This is a genomic window from Erythrobacter sp. S227, from assembly GCF_057364925.1.
This window is the reverse complement of record NZ_CP200280.1, coordinates 443,194-462,077: the sequence shown is the minus strand read 5'-3', so window position 1 is coordinate 462,077 and position 18,884 is coordinate 443,194. Positions and strand designations below refer to the sequence as shown.

General features: G+C 58.6%; 18 protein-coding genes. 10 read left to right on the top strand and 8 right to left on the bottom strand.

Going from position 1 to position 18,884, the window contains the following annotated elements; translation table 11 throughout:
* Window positions 1-107 precede the first annotated feature (107 nt).
* The 4 genes from AC0V6Q_RS02165 (at window position 108) to AC0V6Q_RS02150 (ending at window position 5,746) form a co-directional block, all read left to right on the top strand.
* Complete coding sequence (locus AC0V6Q_RS02165; protein WP_486169225.1) at window positions 108-2,819, top strand: ATP-dependent DNA helicase; 2,712 nt, start codon at window positions 108-110, stop codon at window positions 2,817-2,819.
* A 30-nt stretch (window positions 2,820-2,849) separates the two neighbouring features.
* A complete protein-coding gene (locus AC0V6Q_RS02160) occupies window positions 2,850-3,941 on the top strand; it encodes a helix-turn-helix domain-containing protein (RefSeq protein WP_486166798.1) in 1,092 nt (363 codons plus the stop codon).
* 107 nt (window positions 3,942-4,048) lie between these two features.
* Window positions 4,049-5,005 carry a sterol desaturase family protein gene (locus AC0V6Q_RS02155; protein ID WP_486166797.1) on the top strand — a complete coding sequence of 319 codons (957 nt, stop codon included), beginning with the start codon at window positions 4,049-4,051 and terminating at the stop codon, window positions 5,003-5,005.
* A 207-nt stretch (window positions 5,006-5,212) separates the two neighbouring features.
* Entirely contained in the window at window positions 5,213-5,746 is a 534-nt protein-coding gene (locus AC0V6Q_RS02150) for a SixA phosphatase family protein (protein WP_486166796.1), read from the top strand.
* 23 nt (window positions 5,747-5,769) lie between these two features.
* Here the strand turns inward: AC0V6Q_RS02150 and soxR are convergent, their stop codons facing one another.
* Complete coding sequence (gene soxR, locus AC0V6Q_RS02145) at window positions 5,770-6,282, bottom strand: redox-sensitive transcriptional activator SoxR (protein WP_486166795.1); 513 nt, start codon at window positions 6,280-6,282, stop codon at window positions 5,770-5,772.
* 112 nt (window positions 6,283-6,394) lie between these two features.
* Here soxR and AC0V6Q_RS02140 point away from each other — a divergent pair, with 112 nt between their 5' ends.
* Window positions 6,395-6,799, top strand: coding sequence for a VOC family protein (locus AC0V6Q_RS02140; RefSeq protein WP_486166794.1), 405 nt, complete (start codon window positions 6,395-6,397; stop codon window positions 6,797-6,799).
* A 58-nt stretch (window positions 6,800-6,857) separates the two neighbouring features.
* Here the strand turns inward: AC0V6Q_RS02140 and AC0V6Q_RS02135 are convergent, their stop codons facing one another.
* Together AC0V6Q_RS02135 and ubiA are read right to left on the bottom strand one after the other, a co-directional pair.
* Window positions 6,858-7,490, bottom strand: a complete 633-nt coding sequence (locus AC0V6Q_RS02135; RefSeq protein ID WP_486166793.1) for an SOS response-associated peptidase — start codon at window positions 7,488-7,490, stop codon at window positions 6,858-6,860.
* A gap of 14 nt (window positions 7,491-7,504) precedes the next feature.
* Window positions 7,505-8,362, bottom strand: a complete 858-nt coding sequence (gene ubiA / locus AC0V6Q_RS02130) for a 4-hydroxybenzoate octaprenyltransferase (protein ID WP_486169224.1) — start codon at window positions 8,360-8,362, stop codon at window positions 7,505-7,507.
* 223 nt (window positions 8,363-8,585) lie between these two features.
* On the opposite strand from ubiA, the gene AC0V6Q_RS02125 reads away from it, so the two are divergent.
* The 5 genes from AC0V6Q_RS02125 to AC0V6Q_RS02105 all read left to right on the top strand — a co-directional run bounded on the left by AC0V6Q_RS02125 (window position 8,586) and on the right by AC0V6Q_RS02105 (window position 12,929).
* Window positions 8,586-9,356 carry a 16S rRNA (uracil(1498)-N(3))-methyltransferase gene (locus AC0V6Q_RS02125; RefSeq protein WP_486166792.1) on the top strand — a complete coding sequence of 257 codons (771 nt, stop codon included), beginning with the start codon at window positions 8,586-8,588 and terminating at the stop codon, window positions 9,354-9,356.
* A gap of 80 nt (window positions 9,357-9,436) precedes the next feature.
* Complete coding sequence (locus tag AC0V6Q_RS02120; RefSeq protein ID WP_486166791.1) at window positions 9,437-10,822, top strand: glutamate--cysteine ligase; 1,386 nt, start codon at window positions 9,437-9,439, stop codon at window positions 10,820-10,822.
* A 128-nt stretch (window positions 10,823-10,950) separates the two neighbouring features.
* Window positions 10,951-12,255, top strand: coding sequence for a hemopexin repeat-containing protein (locus AC0V6Q_RS02115; protein ID WP_486166790.1), 1,305 nt, complete (start codon window positions 10,951-10,953; stop codon window positions 12,253-12,255).
* Window positions 12,256-12,305: 50 nt separating this feature from the next.
* Window positions 12,306-12,608, top strand: a complete 303-nt coding sequence (locus AC0V6Q_RS02110) for a putative quinol monooxygenase (RefSeq protein WP_486166789.1) — start codon at window positions 12,306-12,308, stop codon at window positions 12,606-12,608.
* Window positions 12,609-12,626: 18 nt separating this feature from the next.
* Window positions 12,627-12,929: a putative quinol monooxygenase gene (locus AC0V6Q_RS02105; protein WP_486166788.1), complete on the top strand. Its 303-nt coding sequence runs from the start codon at window positions 12,627-12,629 to the stop codon at window positions 12,927-12,929.
* A 31-nt stretch (window positions 12,930-12,960) separates the two neighbouring features.
* On the opposite strand, the gene AC0V6Q_RS02100 is transcribed toward AC0V6Q_RS02105, so the two are convergent.
* The 5 genes from AC0V6Q_RS02100 to AC0V6Q_RS02080 all read right to left on the bottom strand — a co-directional run bounded on the left by AC0V6Q_RS02100 (window position 12,961) and on the right by AC0V6Q_RS02080 (window position 18,865).
* Complete coding sequence (locus AC0V6Q_RS02100) at window positions 12,961-14,397, bottom strand: methyltransferase family protein (RefSeq protein ID WP_486166787.1); 1,437 nt, start codon at window positions 14,395-14,397, stop codon at window positions 12,961-12,963.
* A gap of 104 nt (window positions 14,398-14,501) precedes the next feature.
* Entirely contained in the window at window positions 14,502-15,833 is a 1,332-nt protein-coding gene (locus tag AC0V6Q_RS02095) for a PQQ-binding-like beta-propeller repeat protein (RefSeq protein ID WP_486166786.1), read from the bottom strand.
* A 67-nt stretch (window positions 15,834-15,900) separates the two neighbouring features.
* Window positions 15,901-16,674 carry a tetratricopeptide repeat protein gene (locus tag AC0V6Q_RS02090; protein ID WP_486166785.1) on the bottom strand — a complete coding sequence of 258 codons (774 nt, stop codon included), beginning with the start codon at window positions 16,672-16,674 and terminating at the stop codon, window positions 15,901-15,903.
* Between the two features lie 177 nt (window positions 16,675-16,851).
* A complete protein-coding gene (locus AC0V6Q_RS02085; protein ID WP_486166784.1) occupies window positions 16,852-17,988 on the bottom strand; it encodes a glycosyltransferase in 1,137 nt (378 codons plus the stop codon).
* A 13-nt stretch (window positions 17,989-18,001) separates the two neighbouring features.
* Window positions 18,002-18,865: an alpha/beta fold hydrolase gene (locus tag AC0V6Q_RS02080; protein WP_486166783.1), complete on the bottom strand. Its 864-nt coding sequence runs from the start codon at window positions 18,863-18,865 to the stop codon at window positions 18,002-18,004.
* Between the last annotated feature and the right edge of the window lie 19 nt (window positions 18,866-18,884).

Below are 18,884 nucleotides of genomic sequence, written 5' to 3'. Positions count from 1 at the left end.
CTCATTCGTTTACATTGGGTTTAGCCGCCGCCATCAAGGGTCCCATTGTGAGCAAACCAAGCCCCCTTCCCCTGCCTGCAATGCATGCCAGCCATTCCGGCAACTGGATGCGTGCGGCGAATGGTTCTACCGAGGCCGCGTCGAAGGGCGATGCAATTATGGCGGCGGCAGATACGCCGGTGCTCTTGCTCAATGCCCCTTTGGTGGCCAATCGGCTGGGCTACCCTGACCTTTCCGGGCTCGACCTGCTCGAGCTTTTCGCCTTTGTTCACCCTGCGCGTTTCTGTGTGCCGACACCGCGCGGCCTTGCCTCTGCGCTCGGTCTCGTAGAACCGGCAAGCGATCAGGATGTGCCCGAGTTTCTGCAAACCGCAGCGGGCGCTTTGGCAGAGGCGTGCGAGGACCCGGAATGGTTTGAGCGTGCGGGCGCGTGGTCATCGCTGCAATCACTGGAAAAGCTTCGCTGGCCGTGGGCGCAAGTGATCAAACCGCACATCGCGAGGCCTGAAAAGGCGGAGCGGTGGCTGTTTTCAGCGCTTCCCGAGTGGGAGGAAGCAGGCGAGCGCGGGGCCCCGCGTCAGGTGGACCTGGCGCCAGATGATGTGCTGGCAAAACTTGACGCGCTGACCGGAGAGGGGTCAGAAAAACGCGAGGGTCAGCGCAATTATAGCCGCGATGCGGCCAAGATTTTTGCCCCGCGCGATGCCCGCGAATTGCCGCATGTAGCCTTGGCGCAGGCAGGTACGGGGATTGGCAAGACGTTGGGTTATCTTGCGCCCTCATCGCTGTGGGCGGCGCAATCGGGCGGGACCGTTTGGGTCTCGACTTTTACCAAGAATTTGCAGCGCCAATTGCGCACGGAGAGCCGCCGCGCATGGCCGGTAAAGCGCCCCGATGGCACACCGCCAGTGGTGGTGCGAAAAGGGCGCGAGAATTACCTCTGCCTTCTCAATCTCGAAGATGCGCTCCAAGGCGGCTTTGCAGGGCGTCCCGCGATCCTCGCGCAATTGGTCGCGCGCTGGGCCAGCTTTACCCGCGACGGCGATATGATCGGCGGAGACCTGCCCGGATGGCTGGGCACGCTGTTCCGCAAACGCGGGATTGCCGCCCTTACCGACCAGCGCGGTGAGTGCATTTATGCCGGCTGCCCGCATTACCGAAAGTGCTTTATCGAACGCGCGGCCAGAGACAGCGCACAAGCTGATCTGGTTATTGCCAACCATGCCTTGGTGATGGTCAACGCAGCGCGCGGCCGCGACCATGCACAGCGCCCCACTCGCGTTATTTTCGATGAAGGACACCATGTGTTCGAGGCGGCGGACTCCACATTCGCCGCGACCATTTCGGGTCAGGAAGCGATTGAACTCAGGCGCTGGATCCTCGGGCCAGAACGCAAGAACCGCGGACGCAGGCGGGGACTTTCCGCAAGGCTCGCCGATGTTTCGAGTTATGACGAGGAAGGCGGCGAGGCGATTGAGCAGGCTTGTGAGAACGCGGGCGCTCTTCCCGGTGAAGGCTGGCTCCAACGGCTGCACGAAAACGAACCGTCAGGACCAATAGAGGCGCTGCTGTCGGCGGTGCGGACCGTCACCTATGCCCGCGATGAAAAAGGGCAAGAGGCGGGATACGGGATCGAGACCGAGGCTAGCGGCCTCCCCGGCGAAGTCATCGAAGCGGCCAATATCGCCGCCGAAGCCCTTGCCGGTATTCGCACGCCCCTGATGAAATTGGGCGCGCGGCTCGAGACGATTATGGCCGATCCGCCCGATTGGCTTGATGGGCAAGGCAGAGCGCGGATTGAAGGGGCGCGGTTCTCGCTTGCGTGGCGGGTTGATCTGTTGGCCGCATGGGAATCGCTGCTGGTGCGCCTTGGCGGGCCTGCTGACCCCGAATTTGTCGATTGGCTTGCGGTGGACCGGTCCGACGCGCGCGAATTTGATGTGGCGATCCACCGCCGCTGGCTCGACCCGATGAAGCCCTTTGCCAAAGTGGTGTTGGAACCTGCGCACGGCGTGATGCTGACCAGTGCAACGCTTACTGACCGCATCGACAGCGAGGCGGGCGATCCTTGGGAAAGCGCCATTGCCCGCTCGGGCGCAGCGCATATCGAGAGCCAACCCCTCCTTACCCAAGCGACCAGCCCGTTCGACTACGCCAAACGCGCCGAGGTCCTGATCGTCACCGATGTGAAGAAAGGCGACCTGCCGGGCTTAGCCGGAGCATATGCGCGCCTGATCGAGGCAAGCGAGGGCGGCGTCCTTGGCCTGTTCACTGCGATCCGACGAATGCGCGCAGTCCATGGCCGGATTGCCGATCGTCTGGCGCGCGAAGGGCTCCCGATATACGCGCAGCATGTGGACCCGATCGATACGGGCACTTTGGTGGATATTTTCCGCGATGATCCAAAGGCCAGCCTGCTTGGGACGGATGCGCTTCGCGACGGGGTTGATGTGCCCGGACGAAGCTTGCGCTGCGTGGTGCTGGAAGCGGTGCCTTGGCCCCGCCCCGATATCCTTCACAAGGCACGCCGCGCTGCGGGCGGCGGCAGCAAGCATGATGACCGTATCATCCGCGCAAAGCTTGCGCAGGCCTTTGGCCGCCTAATCCGCAACAAGGACGACGCGGGCCATTTCGTCGTGCTCTCTTCTGCTTTCCCATCACGCCTGCTTTCTGCTTTCCCCGAAGGCACAATGGTGCGCCGGGCGACATTGGACGAAGCGCTTGAACGGGTTAGCAAGGGATTGATCGGCGAAGATGACCCCAAACCCGATCAAGGGGCTGGAATGTTGGACGATCAATTGCCAGATACATTCGCATGACCGGGCCCAATTCATGATCGAACCCAACTTATGATCGAGCAATGGGATTATCTGATCCGGCTGATTTCGATCGGCAGTGGTTTAACGCTGATCGCGATGGTGGTGGCAAGCGAAGTGCGTCTCGCAATTCGGGCACCCCTGATCGGAATGTTGGTCGGCGTGATTGGCTACATGCTCAATTCGACGCCCTTGATGACGTCCAACGGGCCAATCGATCCGTGGATCGACCTTGTGTCGCTTTCCACCCCGTTCTGGATCTGGCTGATGGGGCGACGGCTGTTCGAGCGCGAACCTGAACAACGGATCATGCTGGGCGCTGCTGCGCTGATGCTTCTCGGCTGGTTCCTCGCCAACTTCGTACCCATAGCTGGCGTCACAGGCTTTCTGCTGTTGCACACGGTTGCCCTGTTGCTGGTCGTGGACCTTGCGCGCGTTGGCATTTTCGAGCGCGACGACGACCTTATCGAAGAGCGCCGTATTGTGCGCCTGTGGCTTCCTTTGCTGGTGGCATTGCAAGCCGGGCAAATCCTGTTGGTCGAGATTCTGGAACTTGTTTCCATCGTCGATAGCCGCCACCCGGTCGTATCCTTGACCAACACGGTTCTCACCCTTGTGATCATGCTTTTCGCAAGCCTCACCCTGTTCCGGACCAATCGCGATCTTTTGCCGGTTGAAGGCGAGGAAGAAACCGCCAACCGCGATGAAGAGCTCATACCCGAACTGGACTTGTCACCGTCGGAAAAAGTCCTGCATGACAAGCTCATCGCCGCAATGGAGGAAGGGGCATACAGCACGCCGGGTCTGACGATATCAGCGCTCGCAGATCAGCTCGACACGCCCCCACACCGCCTTCGCGCGCTCATCAACAGCAGGCTCGGGCACCGCAATTTCTCGGCCTTCCTCAACCGCTACCGGATTGCCGAGGCGCAAAGAATGTTGTCATCGGGTGAGCACGTCGACTTGCCGGTGCTGACGATTGCGATGGACCTTGGTTACAATTCCCTACCCCCGTTCAACCGCGCTTTTCGCAGCATAACCGGTTCATCTCCCAGCGAATTTCGCAAACGCGCATTTGCTGACATTCCCATTGCGGCAGATGCTATCGCGGTTGATCAAAACTGAAAACACATGCTCGATTTTGAAATCGAGCGTGATTGTGCAAACCTGTTGAGACTTGGGGGTCGGTTAAGGGCAGTCATTATGGCGACCAAGCGAATGGGAGCTTTTGAATGACGACCCCGACAACCCTTAAAGCTGCGGAGCAAGCTAGTGCACCGACCTTCGAATATGCTGTTTCCCGCGTGTCCGAACACTTTGCCAATGTGCTGTATTTTGACCTCGGTCGTTATCTGATCGCGGCAGGGGCTCTCACGCTTTTCCTGCTCGTCTTTCGCAGCTGGTCGGACGCGCGGCGCATTCAACGCAAACGCAAGGCCTCGCGCGCAGACTATATTCGCGAAGTGCTCTCATCCTTTCGGACGGTTCTGGTCTTCGCATTTGTCACACTTGTCACTCTGGTCGGGCGCGAGATTGGTCTGATCGAGCTTAAGCTGGATAGCGCACCGCTTGTCACAATCGCATGGCAGTTTGCGCTGATCGTGCTGGTTCACGATGCCTATTTCTATTGGATCCACCGGGCAATGCACACAAAGGCATTGTTCAAGATCGCGCACCTACACCACCACAAATCGCGCACACCCACGCCGTGGACAGCCTACAGCTTTGCGACTTTGGAGGCCGTAGTTGAAGCCGCTTTCATGCCGATGTTCCTGATCGTGACAAGCGTGATCGGCATCCAATATGCCGGCCTCGCCCTGCTGTTCTTCTTGTGGCACATGATTATTCGCAATGTGATGGCGCACGCCGGAAGCGAGCTGTTCCCCGCTGGCTGGGTCGACAATCCGTGGACCCGCTGGATCAGCACCACCACGCACCACGATCTGCACCATTCTTCGGGCCACAATTACGGGTTCTACTTTACCTTTTGGGACCGGATGATGGGCACAGAGCACCCGCGCTACGCCGAGGAGTTTCGCAGACACGCAAAGCCCCTTTTTGGCCGCAAGCGTTTGCCTCAATTCTCGCGGTCCAAGGCTGAAAATATCAGCATTATCCTGGCGGCCATGCTTGCCGCGGTGACCACGGTGCACGGCTGGCTGATCGCGGTCGATCCCGGCCTTATCTGAACACCGCCCACTTACTTTGAAATTGGCCTTGCAGGTTCGGGGTACTCCTCGTGCCCGGACCTTGCACGCGGCAGTCTCCACGATACCGCCCTTCCCCAGCGGCCAAACACCGATGGGCGCAAAGTGTGAGACTGCCGCATTCCATTTGCTTTCAAGTCATGGCATGGGGAAGCAATCAATTCGCCGACATGCTTTGGGGACTGCCACTTGGCCAAATTATTGGGAATCCTGCGCCACGCAAAATCCGACTGGAGCGATGGCGCCAGCCGCGATTTTGACCGTGGTTTGAACGAGCGCGGGCACAAAGGCGCGGTCGTGATGGGCGACCATATCCGCGAAGACGGGCAAGTCTGGGACAAAGTCATCGCCAGCCCCGCACAGCGCGTAAAAGCCACTTTTGAGGTTGGTCTTCCTGAAATGGAGCTGACCTTTGACGAGCGGCTTTATCTGGCAAGCCCCGACACCATTTTCGAAGTTGTTCAGGAGCACGGCGGCGATGCCGACACGGTCCTTATCTCCGGACACAATCCCGGGCTCTACGAGACGATCCTTGAGCTGGTATCACCCTCGAATGAGAATGATTTGTTCAAAGAGCTCCTTATCAAATTTCCGACCGGCTCGTTTGCGATCATCGAATGCAATATCGACAGCTGGGCGGAGCTGAAGAAATTCACCGGCAAGCTGGTGCATTTCAAACGCCCGCGTGATCTTGATCCGGCGCTTGGTCCCGGAGATCATTAAAGCGCGACCTCTGACAGGCGATCTTACGCGGGGGGCAGATCGGCCTCGAGCGCGTCTGTGAGGATCTGGCGCGGCCCCGGCCCGTCTGCACCAAGCTTGTCTTCCGGATTGTAGATCGCGCATTTCTCAAGGCTGAGACAGCCGCATCCGATACATCCGTCCAGCCGGTCTCGCGTGCGTTCAAGGGCAGCGATACGCGCGTCGATCGAGGCACGGATTGCTTTACTGATGCGGCGCCAATCCTTTGTCGTGGGCGTGCGGCCATGGGGCAAATCGCGCATGACCCACTGTATCTGGGCAAGGCTCAACCCCAGTTTTTGCGCAATCAGAATAAAGCTCACCCGCCTGATGTCAGACCGTAAGTATCGGCGTTGATTGCCGCCTGTCCGGATCGGCTCCAGCAAGCCTTTGTCCTCGTAAAAGCGAATAGCAGAGACGCTCTGCCCGGTCCGGCGGGATATTTCACCGATGGGGATGAGGTCCTTGTGAGACAGCGGGCGATGCGAAGGCGGGCGTGTCGGGGGTGTTTTGGCCATAGCCCTCAATAGCGTATTCAAAGCTTGACCTCAACTTAGGTTGAGCTTGCACAGTAGTCCTACTTAGTGATTCGAACACGTGTCACTGCCCCTGAATAAAGGAGTAAAACCAATGGCTTTAGGACGAATTGAGCACGCCAACCTGACCGTCACCAACCCTGAGCGAAGCGCGAAACTTTTCCAGGAAATGCTGGGTTGGGAGGAACGCTGGCGCGGCAAATCACAATTGGGCGGCGATACGATCCACGTGGGAGAGCCACAAAATGGCGCGACCTATCTGGCGCTCTACACCAATGAAGAGGTGCGGGCCGATGCCGCAAGGCGGTATTCCAAAGGCCAACCGCTGAACCATGTCGGCCTGCTGGTCGATGATCTGGATGCAGCCGAAAAGGCGGTCGCAAGCGCGGGGCTCAAACCTTTTAGCCATGACGATTATGAGCCGGGCAAGCGGTTCTATTTCTTCGACTGGGACGGGATCGAATTTGAAGTCGTCAGCTACGAAGGAGCGGCGTCATGAACGAGATTATGCCGCGCGAGCCTATATTCCCTGAACAGCCCAAAAAACGCGCTAAACCTCAGCGACGCGTCCCCCCACCAACCCAGGGCTGGTCGGTCGGATCAATCGTGATGGCCGCATCCCATGGCTGGCAAAGGCTCTTCGCCTCGTCAGGCGCGCCCGACATCCATAGGCCATAATCATCGGGCGCAAGGATGACGGGCATGCGGTTGTGGACGCTCTCCACATCTGTGCCAGCGCTGTCGGTCATGACCATGGAGTAGCAGGTGCCGAACTCCTCGCTTTTGCGCCAGACGCCAGCAGCGGCAAAGGTTCCGGTATCGGGCAGTGACAGCCAGGTGCGGGTCTTTGCCCCCTTTGCCCCTTGCGCCTCTGCCCAGGCGGTGAGCGGGATAAGGCACCGCCGCCGCTCAAACGAGGCGCGCCAAAAGAAGCCATCGAGCTTGTCCGTCCGCGCGTTGTTGACGGGTTTGGGTTTCAAAGGCTGGCCGTTCTTGCCCTTCATCACGAGGGGGAAGCCCCAGCTCATCGTGCCCACCTGATAGGCCCCTTCGGCATTCGCCGCGACGACCAATCCGGGATAGCCGGGGTAAACCTCTTCGCCAAAGTTTGCGCCCGTGGCGGCATCCACTGCATCGAAGAGCCCAGCGATCTCATCGACGGTTTTGGTCATGCGATAAAGGTTGCACATCGCTTACACCCCCTTCAAGCGCCCGCGTTGCCGACAACAAAGCAGGCCGCTGCCATCAATGCCCCTGCCCAGCGGTTCGAGCGAAAGCGTTCAAGCGGGTTATCGGGGTCATTCGGGTCAAGCGTAGAGACCTGCCACAGGAGGTGCCCTGCCACCGGCAACAGCGCCAAAAGGGCGAAAACATCAGGGCGATAAAGCCAGATGCCCAGCCCCCAAAAGCCAATGGTCGCGGCATAAAACGCAGCCACACCCGCGTGCACATTCTTGCCCATCCTAAGGGCGCTGGACCTGATCCCGACAAGCGCATCATCTTCGCGGTCTTGCAGGGCGTAGATGGTGTCGTAGCCGATGACCCAGCAGATACAGCCTGCATAAATCGCAGCCAGAGCATCCCAATTGTCGAACCTCAGCTCAGTCCAACCGACCAGAAGCCCCCAATTGAACACCAGGCCAAGCCAAGCTTGCGGCCACCAGGTGATGCGCTTCATAAAGGGATAGGCCGCAACCAGAGCAAGGCTGGCCACAGCCACAATTTGCGCGCTCATCCGCAGTTGGAGAAGCACAACAAGCCCGATGAGGCACAGCGCAATCAACCACCCCCAAGCGAGCTTTTTGGAAACACGCCCGCTTGCAACAGGGCGCAGGGCCGTGCGCGCAACACTCGCATCAAGTTTCGCATCGACGATATCATTATAAACGCACCCCGCCCCGCGCATGGCAATCGCGCCAAGCAAGAGCCAGCCGAGCAGCGCAAACTGAGGTCCCGCTCCCGCCAACCACACGCCAAAAACGCAAGGCCAGAACAATAGCCACCACCCGATAGGGCGATCAAACCGGGCAAGCTGCGCCAGATCACGCGGCAATTGCGGCATACGCGCGATCAGGCCGCGATGCTCGCTATCAGGAACAATGTCGGGAGACTTCGCATCATTCACGGGCGCACGATGCCTCCTGTACCCTTGTTATCGGTGCCCTTGCTGTCTTTGCCTCTGGTCTGTTTTCCAAACCGGCGCAGAAGCCCAACAGCAGTCCAAATCTTGCGAATGCGCGCTATCATCTCTTCCCCCTAGCCGCTCAAACGCCTAGGGAAAAGCCATGCCTGCTACACCCGCCTGGCCGCCCAAGAGCGCACCGCGTTTGTTCGTCGAATTTACGCTCGGCGAAGGCCGGACTTTTGCGCTCGATGGGCCTCAGGCGCACTACCTTGGCAAGGTCATGCGGGTGAAGGCGGGCGACACGGTAATTCTTTGCGATGACCAAACCGGCGAGTGGGCTGCGCGCGTCGGGCAGGTCGAAAAACGCCGCGTGGATGTGACCGTGGCGGAACGCCTGCGCCCGCGCGAAGAGGTGCCTGACCTGTGGCTGTGCCCTGCGCTTCTCAAAAAAGACCGGTTCGATCTTGTGCTGGAAAAAGCCACGGAATTGGGTGCCGCACGCATTCAACCGGTTGTAACCCGCCGCTGTGTTGCGGATAAGCTCAATTCAGAACGCGCACGCACCATCACGACCGAAGCCGCCGAGCAATGCGCACGCACCGCGCTGCCCGAACTGGCGGAGCCTGTGAAGTTGGAAGCGCTGCTTAAAGACTGGCCCGAGGACAGAGTGCTGTTCTTCGCTGATGAGGAAGGCGGAGAGCCTGCCGCATCAACCTTTAGCGCAAACGCAGGCCCCGCTGCGATCCTGATCGGACCCGAAGGCGGCTTTGACGATGCAGAGCGCGCCGCCATCCGCGCCCTTCCCCAAGCCCGCCCTATCACCCTCGGGTCCCGCATCCTTCGCGGAGAAACCGCTGCGATTGCCGCGCTTTCGGTCTGGATGGCGGTCGCAGGTGATTGGGATAAAAGCGCTTCGCCCGACAAAGAATGACTTCGGGCGAAAAAAGACAGTTTACACTTCCCCATGTCAAAAGGCTTTTCTAAAGCGGGCGGCCAAGAGAGGACCCCTTAATGAGCACACGTGAAGCCTCGAGCGCTGACGAACCCGTCATAAGGGGGATGGACGACCTGACCGCCCCCATGCGTGGAGGCGAGAAGCCGAAAGCCGACTGGCGGATCGGTACAGAGCACGAGAAGCTCGTTTACAAGCGCTTGGACGCGGGCAATTCAGAGCGCCGCGCGCCATCTTATGACGAACCTTGCGGTATTCGCGACCTTCTCATGGGCCTTCGCAAATTTGGCTGGGAGCCGATTGAGGAAAACGGTCATGTCATTGCCCTGAAAGGCAAAGACGGCGCGGTGAGCCTTGAGCCTGCGGGGCAATTGGAGCTTTCCGGCGCGCCGCTGGAGACGCTGCATGAGACCTGCAACGAAACGGGACGGCACTTGGCACAGGTCAAGGAAGTCGGCGAGAAATGCGGCGTAGGCTACCTCGGCCTTGGCATGTGGCCTGACAAAACCCGCGAAGAATTGCCCGTGATGCCCAAGGGGCGTTATAAAATCATGATGAACCACATGCCTAAAGTGGGCGATCTGGGCCTCGACATGATGCTGCGGACCTGCACCATTCAGGTCAATCTGGACTATTCGTCCGAGGCTGACATGGTGAAGAAATTCCGCGTTGGTTTGGCGCTGCAACCGCTTGCAACCGCGCTGTTCGCCAATTCGCCTTTCACCGAAGGCAAGCCCAACGGATACCTCTCTTACCGCAGTCACATCTGGTCAGACACCGATCCGCACCGCACCGGCATGCTGCCCTTCGTCTTTGAAGACGGCTTTGGGTATGAACGCTGGGCGGAATATATGCTTGATGTACCGATGTATTTTGTCTTCCGCGACGGGAAGTACATTGATGCAGCGGGCCTTTCGTTCCGCGACTTTATGGACGGCAAGCTGTCGGTTCTTCCCGGTGAGCGCCCCACGGCAAGCGATTGGTGGGATCACCTCTCCACCGCTTTTCCCGAAGTGCGCCTCAAAAGCTTTCTCGAGATGCGCGGCGCTGATGGCGGGCCATGGGGCCGGATCTGCGCGCTACCTGCGTTCTGGGTGGGCCTGCTCTACGATCAGGGCGCATTGGATGCCGCTTGGGACCGGGTCAAAGGCTGGTCGATGGAAGAGCGCGAGAAATTGCGCAACGATGCGCCCAAACTTGGCCTTCAAGCGCCCCTGCCCGGCGGCGGCACAATGCAGGACCTTGGCCGCGAAGTGCTCGAAATTGCGCGCAAAGGCCTGTCCGCCCGCGCCCGCCTGAACGTCAGCGGCGACAACGAAACCGGCTTTCTCGAAGAGCTCGACGAAATCGTGCGCACCGGCAAAGTGCCTGCGCAACGCCTGCTCGATGCCTACCACAATGAATGGGGCGAGGACGTGAGCCAGGTCTATAAGTATTCGTTCTAGGACAGGTCAATTACGCCGCGGCCTCCCCCGAATAGATAAATTCTATTCATGGTGTGTTGGCCAACACATCAATTGTTTTGAAAACTGTTCACACGCTCCCCCAGTCATATCAATGAATGGGGGAAACCATGTCAAACCACAGAATCAAACTCATCCGTCAAGCGGACGCACATATTAACGCGAGCAACCCGGTTGCCGTCGTCGAAGAGGCGATCCGCACCTGCCGCGCAATGTGTGCCAGCGCGAGTAAGGAAATCAGCGATATCCGTCTTGCCGGCGGCGGGGTCGGCGAAGGAATGGACAAGGTCAAGGAGGCCTATTTCAACAGCGAAGGGCGCAGCTTTCCAATCTGGTTCGGGTGGTACGAAAAAGACCCGGACCGCGCGCTGCGACGCATCGAATTGCGTTTCAATGAGATCATTCAACGCATTGATAAAGGGCTTAATGTGCGTTGCCGCCCGGCCACAGGGCGGCGGGCGCGGCGGTGCGATAAGGGTATCACCGCCTTTCAAAGCGGGGGTGTGACAAGACCTCGCAAATTTCACCTGTGTCCAGAATGGTTCAACAAGAAGTTCCAACACGACAACCACCGCCTCAAACTGGACAAAAAATACTACCAGGCCTCTGTTGTTGCGCACGAACTTTGTCACGCAATCGGAGTGGTCGGAACACCAGACTTCAAAGATGCTTCGGGGAACAAGGTGTACGGCGAAGTGCGCGCCCTTGCATTTGCGGCTCAAGATCCTCTCTCCGCGGTTCGCAGCGCGGAGAACGTTGAACAGTTTCTCGTATATCGGGAGGCAGTGAGGCAAAAGACCAAGGACTTCATCCGTATGCCCGAGGCAGGCACAACGCCTGCGCTCCAATGGACCGGCGTACCCGCCAATGTCGATGCTGCGATTAATCATCCCAATGGCAAAGACTACTTTTTCAAAGGAGGCCGGTATTGGCGCTATGATCACTCAACCCACCAGGTCGACAAAGCAAATGCCAAGATCGGCGAGGACGGGTGGTGGGGCATCCCGCATGATGTCGACGCTGCTATCCTTCACCCCAAGAACGGGAAAGCCTATTTCTTTAAGGGCGACCAGTATTGGCGCTACAAATTCGGTGAAGGCGTCGATATCGACCGGCCCCGCACAATCGGCAAGGACGGCTGGGCCGGATTGGACGGCAATATTGACGCTGCGATCGTCTCCAAAGACAAAAGCCATGCGCTATTCTTCTATGGCCCGTACTACCGGGTGTTCAATTTTCAGACCGACACGGCAGGTGCGCTGATGAACCTTCGCACTACGACGCGCTGGGGGCAGTTTGACTACCTTTATGGTAACTTCAATGCTGCGCTTATGAATGAACAGACCGGACAAGGGACATTTTTCACCAGCGACTTTTACCAAATCGATGATATGGCTGGATATAGTATCGCTTGAGGCAACACATAAGAAGTTCGGCCTCAGCACTTCGAGGGGGGAATTCGAACATGCTAATCGTGTTGGCTGAGGCCACATTGGGTGACGGCGCGCTCGACAAAGGGCGCGCCGCATTCACCGCTATGATCGAGGCGTCGCGCAAGGAAGAAGGCTGTATCGCCTATTCCTACGCGGTCGATGTGCTCGATCCTGCAAAGCTCATGATTGTCGAGAAATGGGCCGATGATGCGGCGCTCGCATACCATTTTGGCACGCCGCATATGGCCGCGTTTCAACAGGCTTTGGCGGGGCTCGACATCTCGATTACCGAGCTCAAGAAATTTCAGGCCGACGACGGCTCTCCCCTTTCATAAAGCCACAGGAGCACCGTTATGATCGTTGTCATCGGAAGCTTTCGTATCCCGCCCAGCATGGTCGACGTTGTTCGCCCCGCGATGGAAACCATGATGAAGGGTAGCCGCGCAGAAGAAGGGTGCATCGAATATTCCTATGCGCTCGACGTGTTTGATCCCGGCCTGGTGCGAGTGATCGAGAAATGGCGCGATCAGGCCGCGTTGGAGGCGCATTTGCGCACCGTCCACATCGCGGAATGGCGCGCGCAATGCTCGGCTTTGGCGATCAGCGAAAGAGAACTCACCGGTTACGAAACCAAGGACGACGGGTTTCACTTTTAGCGCAGCGCCCTTTACGTAGGCGCACCCGCACCTATTCGGCGGGCTCGTGCTCGCTTTGAGGAGGCACCTGGGACTGGCCGCGCTTTGCCCCCTTACCCAGCACCAGATTGACCATCCACCGCTTTAACGCGGCAAGCTTGGATGTGATTAGCCCGTTTTCTTCCATCCAGTCGTAATATTGGCGGTATTTCGGGTCCTCGGCGAGCAGATGCGCTTCCTCGGTTCGTGCGCGCCAATAGTAGATGGCGTTGACCACGGCGAGGAAGAAGCAGTTGCGGATCATGTCGGTTGCAGAGCCGTTGGTGACCAAAAACGGCATGACCGAGCACCACCAGAACAGGTTCTTTGACAAATATGCCGGGTGGCGGGTGTATCGGTACGGGCCGTTGGTCAGAACGCCGCGATAGGTGAGGTTTGAGAAGCGGATGCCAAAGACCACCGTTGCCCAGGCATAAATCGCGGTCAGGAAGACAAGCCACACCGCCCAAATCCACAAAAGCCCCGGTTGTCCCGCCAACCAATGGCCCCAACCGGCCGTTGCGCCCTCATAGCTCAAAATCTGGCTGTTATTGCCGATAATGCCCCACACAAATGGCGGATAGCAAAGGAGCGCTGCGAGCCAGCCGCTTACAAACGGATTGCCAGAGCGGATATGCGCATCGAGCGGGCGCAGGGTGAAGAGATAGCCCACCGTGCCTATCTGCACATCGACCACGAATAGAAATGTGATCAAGAACATCCCGATTTCAAAAGGGTTACCCAGAATGGCTTGAGGATTGGCTTCGACGATAGCGGCAAAACCGCCGGGTAGGATCGAAATCATAAAGGCCCCGAAGAACCCTTTGATGATCCATGCGCGCCAGTGCTTTTTGACCGCTTCCATGTCGATTTGGGCGCGGTCTTCATTCGCGGGATTAGTCGCAATCAAAGCGCCAAAATGCCAGGTCCCATCTTTGGGTTCGACCATAAAACGGTCAAGCCAGATGACGTACGGAACGCTCAGCACGATCAGCGGCAAGATGGCAGCGCTCAGCACTTCCATCGCGAACAGATAGTCACCGCCCCAATACCAACGACAAAGGGCATAAAGTCCCGCCAGAACGGCCCAGGTCGCCCATAGGCCGATGATCTTGACCGAAGATACACCGATGGTTTCCTCGATCGGGCGTTTCAGGCTCCAGTCGAGCCCGGTGGAAGCGCGCAGGTGCACCTTGTCGACGAGAAGCGACCATACGGCCATCGGCCCTGCGGTAAACAGCATGGCGGTGAGCGAGGCATAAGGCCCTGAAAGGACGCCATATTCGCCCTCAAGCCCCAAGGCCGCAGCAATAAGAGGGAAGCTGCGGCAGAACAATATCCATGCCAGCAAACCAAGCAGACCCGCAAAGCCTACACCCGAAGAGACATCGCTCTTGGGCAGAGTTGTCGCGAGGGGCGCTGTTGCACTGTCTTTGGTGGCCGTAGTCATGACCCTTCTGCCCTTAAGGCAAAAGGGTTAATTTGCTGCGCACATTACCATTGGACTGGCTATTGTCCTGCGCCGCCAACGACTTGGCAGGGACGCACGCGACATTATTGCCAGGCGTGGATCGTGCCGGAATCGTCCAGAATATAGAGCATGTTGTCCGAGACCACCGGCGCAAGGCTTACCAATTCATCGACCTCTGCGAACAACTGCGAAGAGCCTTCGCCTGCGCTCACCCGCCACACTTCGCCGCGTGAGCTTGCCACCCACAGATGGCCACCAGCCAGAACAGGGCCAGTCCAGAAGATAGGGTCTTTCTTCTTCTCTACATTGCGGTGTGTTTGCAGCTGGGTGATCCAGCGCACACGGCCCGTCGAACGGGCAATCGCAAGAAGGCGGGCATCGTCAGTGAGAGTGAAAATCCACTCGCCCGCGATCGCAGGGGTGGAGATACCCGCAAGGTTCAATTCCCAAATCCGCTGTCCGGTGACAAGCTCATAGGCAGCCATCCGGCCACCCTGACCAAGCGCATAGACGCGGCCCGAATCGATGATCGGATCAGCATCAATGTCGGTGACCGAGCTCACCTTGGTCGAGATATTGGTCCGCGCCAAAGCATCAGCCCAAAGCGTGCGGCCGTTTTCATAACGATATGCCGAGAGCTCGCCTGATGAATAGCCCGCGATGATCGTGCCCTGACCCGCAGCAGGAGCGGCAACGCCGAACACGCCCGATTGGGTGGTCGAGCCCGATTCGTTCCACAAGAGCTCTCCGTCGGCCGCGTTCAGGGCGATGACCTGGTTGTCCTGTGTCATCACATAAATCTGGCCAAAGGCGATTGTCGGTGATCCGCGAAGGGGTCCTGCGGGGTGAACCTTCCAGATCAAGTCGCCGTTTTCCGCGTTCAGCGCCTTCACATCGCCTGCCCCATTGGTTGCATAGACGATGCCATTGTCAAAGCTGACCCCGCCGCCAAAGGCAGACGGGCGCATGTCGTCGCTCATATCATTGTCTTCGCTGCGCCAGACTTCCGCTCCGGTTTTCTTGTCGAAGGCATAAATCGCGCCCTGTGTGTCGGCCGCGAAAAGCTTTCCGGCACCGGTTACAGGGGACGCGGCAAGCCGTTCGGAATTGCTTGATCCGGCAACCGACCGGGTCCAGACTTTCGTCGGGTTCGCGGCCAATGCAAGGTGGCCGTAGGATTTGCTGGCCGAGCCGCCAACCTGCGCCCATTCGGCATTTACCTGAGCCGGTGGAAGCACAACCGAAACTCCGGCAAGCGCAGGATCAACCGCTGCGCCGCTTTCGATCCGTGAAAGGATCGGCGTGCGGTCACCGATTGTCGGCGTGGTCCGGTCTTTTCCGCCGCATCCGGTCAAAACCATGGCCAAAGCCCCGGCGATGACTGCGCCTTTGAGTCCGACTTTTCCGTTTCGCATCTCTATTCCCGTCTCAAATCCCAAATGTCTTTGTCAGAACAAGCCGAAAGAGCCCGCCCCTCCCTGCTTAGTTTGGTGCAGGGCCACCTTGTTGCTCGAGCAATTCTTCAACATCATTAATCGCGTCAACACCCAGAAGGCCCGCCATCTGGCGCGCGCGATTGCGCAGCGTGTCTGGAATTGTTTCATCCTGAGCGATGGCAGAGAAAAGCGCGCCCGCTTCGGAACGATTGCCCGCTTCCATATGTGCGATTGCGACAAGTTCACCCGCGCTCCCGAAATAGGCATTGCCCGGTACAGCCAAACCTTCGAGCTTGGCGATAATATCTGCAGGTTCGCGGTCATCGAAATTGGTCGACACTTCGCGGATCAGGGCAAGGTCACGCAATGCCTGAGGCGCTTCGCTATCGGCGACAACAGAGGCGTAGAGTTCAACGGCGCGTGCATCTTCGCCTTGTTCAAGGGCAGCGCCCGCCTGAAGGAAGCGCGCCACGGTGCGCGCACCGATTGAACCGTTATCGACAAGGTCAGCGACTTTTTCTTCCGCACCGGCAAAGTCTGTGGCTTCGACAGAATCGAGCGCGCTGATCACGGTTTCGGATTGCGCCTCCAAGGCCGCCTCGCTGGTGCTGTCCCACCACCAATAGCCAAACATCCCAACGATGATGAGCGCCACTGCCCCGCCAAGGGCTACGCCGTATTTCTGGAAGAACTGGACCGTATCGTCCTGACGCACAGCCTCATCGATTTCGCGCATGAGGATCTCGTCCTCGCGCGATGGGCCATCTTCGGGTGAACCAGGTTGTTCGTTTTTATCGGATTTTGTCGGAGTACGCGCCACGGGGCGGATGTTCCTCGTTACAATTGTTTTTCTCTAGCGCGGCTCTTTAAGGGGCGAGAGCCTAACGCGCAATGGCGGGTGAGCGCCAATCCCAGCCAAAAGTGGCTGCCTTGGCGCTCTAGTTGGCTTTGGTAAGTTGAATGCGGGGTTAAGCAGGCGGTGAAGGAAGGGCTTTACTCAGCCCCTTGCCATCGCGCCCCAGTACAATTCGCGATAGGTTTCGACCATGGACTGCGCGTCAAAATGCGCCCGCGCCTTTTTGCGGTTGAGCGTGCCAAGTTCGCTTCTCAAACCCTCATTGCTCGCAAAATCGGTGATTACTTCGCCCAAGGGCTCAGGGCCTCCTGCGGGCACGATGAAGGGCCGGTTCGCATCACTGACCATGGCCTTTACATCGCCCACATCGGGCGCTGCGACGGGGAGACCTGCCGCCATGGCTTCAACGATGCTCAATGGGAATTGCTCGCTTTTGGAAGACAGGGCGAAAATATCAAACAACCCGATCACGCTCGACGGGTCTTTGATAGCACCGGGCAGATGCACCCGCAATTCCACACCAAGAGCCTTCGCCCTTGCCTCAATAGCGCCGCGCTCGGGCCCCTCACCCAGAATGATAAGCCGCCAATTCGCAGTTAGACCAGCGCAGGCTTCCACCAGAGCAGGCAGCTGCTTAACCGCGCGAAGGCCCGCCAAAGTGCCGATCCAGACCTCGTTTTTGCCCTTTTTGACGGGCAGTTCAGAGGGGTTTGGCCGCTGTGCAAATGCGCGCGTGTCGATCCCGTTGGCGATGCGCTGAACCTTGCGCGCTGGCTGCATCCATATCCGCAGGGCAATCTGTTCAAGAACGCTGCTGGGGACGACAAGCCGGTGCGCCGATGCAAGGGCAATCCGGCGCATCCAGTTGCGGCTCTTCTTGAGGCCGCCTGCTTCGTCTTCGTTAAAGCCGTCCTCATGGTGGATGAGCGGAGGCAGATCCATCGCCCTGGCAAACACGCGGTGCGCAAGAACGCCGTCCATCGCGCCCCAATTGTATGTGAGCACGAGATCAAACGGTTTCATCGCCTTGGCAAGCTGCGCCAGTCTCCCCGGTGTCGGTCGCCCCGTCAAAGAGGGGAAATTGTCCGGAAAATGCACTTTCAGGGAGCCATCGATGTGAGCGCGCGCTGCCATCTGCTCTGGCTGGCCCGACACGATTGTGTGTTCAAGCGCATCGCCAAAGGCATTCATCAGGCCCACCGCCCGAAGTTCTTTACCGCCTGCTGCAAAGGTCGAATGCAGATGAAGGACTTTGGGTCTGGGCAACTGCTTGGTCATCGCAAAAGAGGCGTCACACCCGCGCCAAAAGCGCATCGATGGCGCTCAATGCTTCGGGTTCATCAAGCATGGGCGCATGGCCGACATTTGGCACGGTCACATGGCTCATCGCAGGGTTGCGCTTACCCATTTCAGCGACGGTTTCAGGCGACAAAAGATCGGAAAGGCCACCGCGCACCAAAACCATTGGGACGCTTTTAAGCGCATCGAACGCAGGCCAAAGGTCAACCGGCGCTGCATTGCCGGGCTCTTTGAAAGGCTCTGCGATCGCCATGTCATAATCATAGCTGATGCGCCCGTTCTGGCTCACCACCATGGTGCGTTTGGCCATTTCGATCCACGCCTCAAGATCATATTCGGGGAAGGCCTCACCATGCACCGACGCCATGGAGCGCGCGGCGTGAATCCATGTGGGATAGCTACGCCCTTGCCCGACATAACCGCCGATCCGCTCAAGCCCCTTTGCCTCGATCTCGGGGCCGATATCGTTCATCACGACAGCGACAAATCGCCCGTGCTTTGCTGCTGCGAGCATCATCGTCATCAAGCCGCCCATAGAGGTGCCGATAGAGATACAGCGGTCAATGCCCTCCTGACCAAGCAGCAGTTCCACGTCGGCGACATATTGCGCCGGATTGTAGGTGGAGCTGTCGGGTGCATAATCGCTCATCCCTCGCCCGCGCATTTCGGGCACGATCACCCGGCGCGTTTGGGCGATATGCGGCGCAAGCTCTGCAAAATCGCGCGAATTGCGGGTGAGGCCATGCATACACAGCACCGGCGGTCCATCATACCCGTCAGGCCCCGCGTAATCGCGGAAATAGAGGGTGAGACCATCTGCACTGGTCCAGTTTTTGTCTTGATAGGATGTGCCCATAAAGGCTTTTAATTTCCCG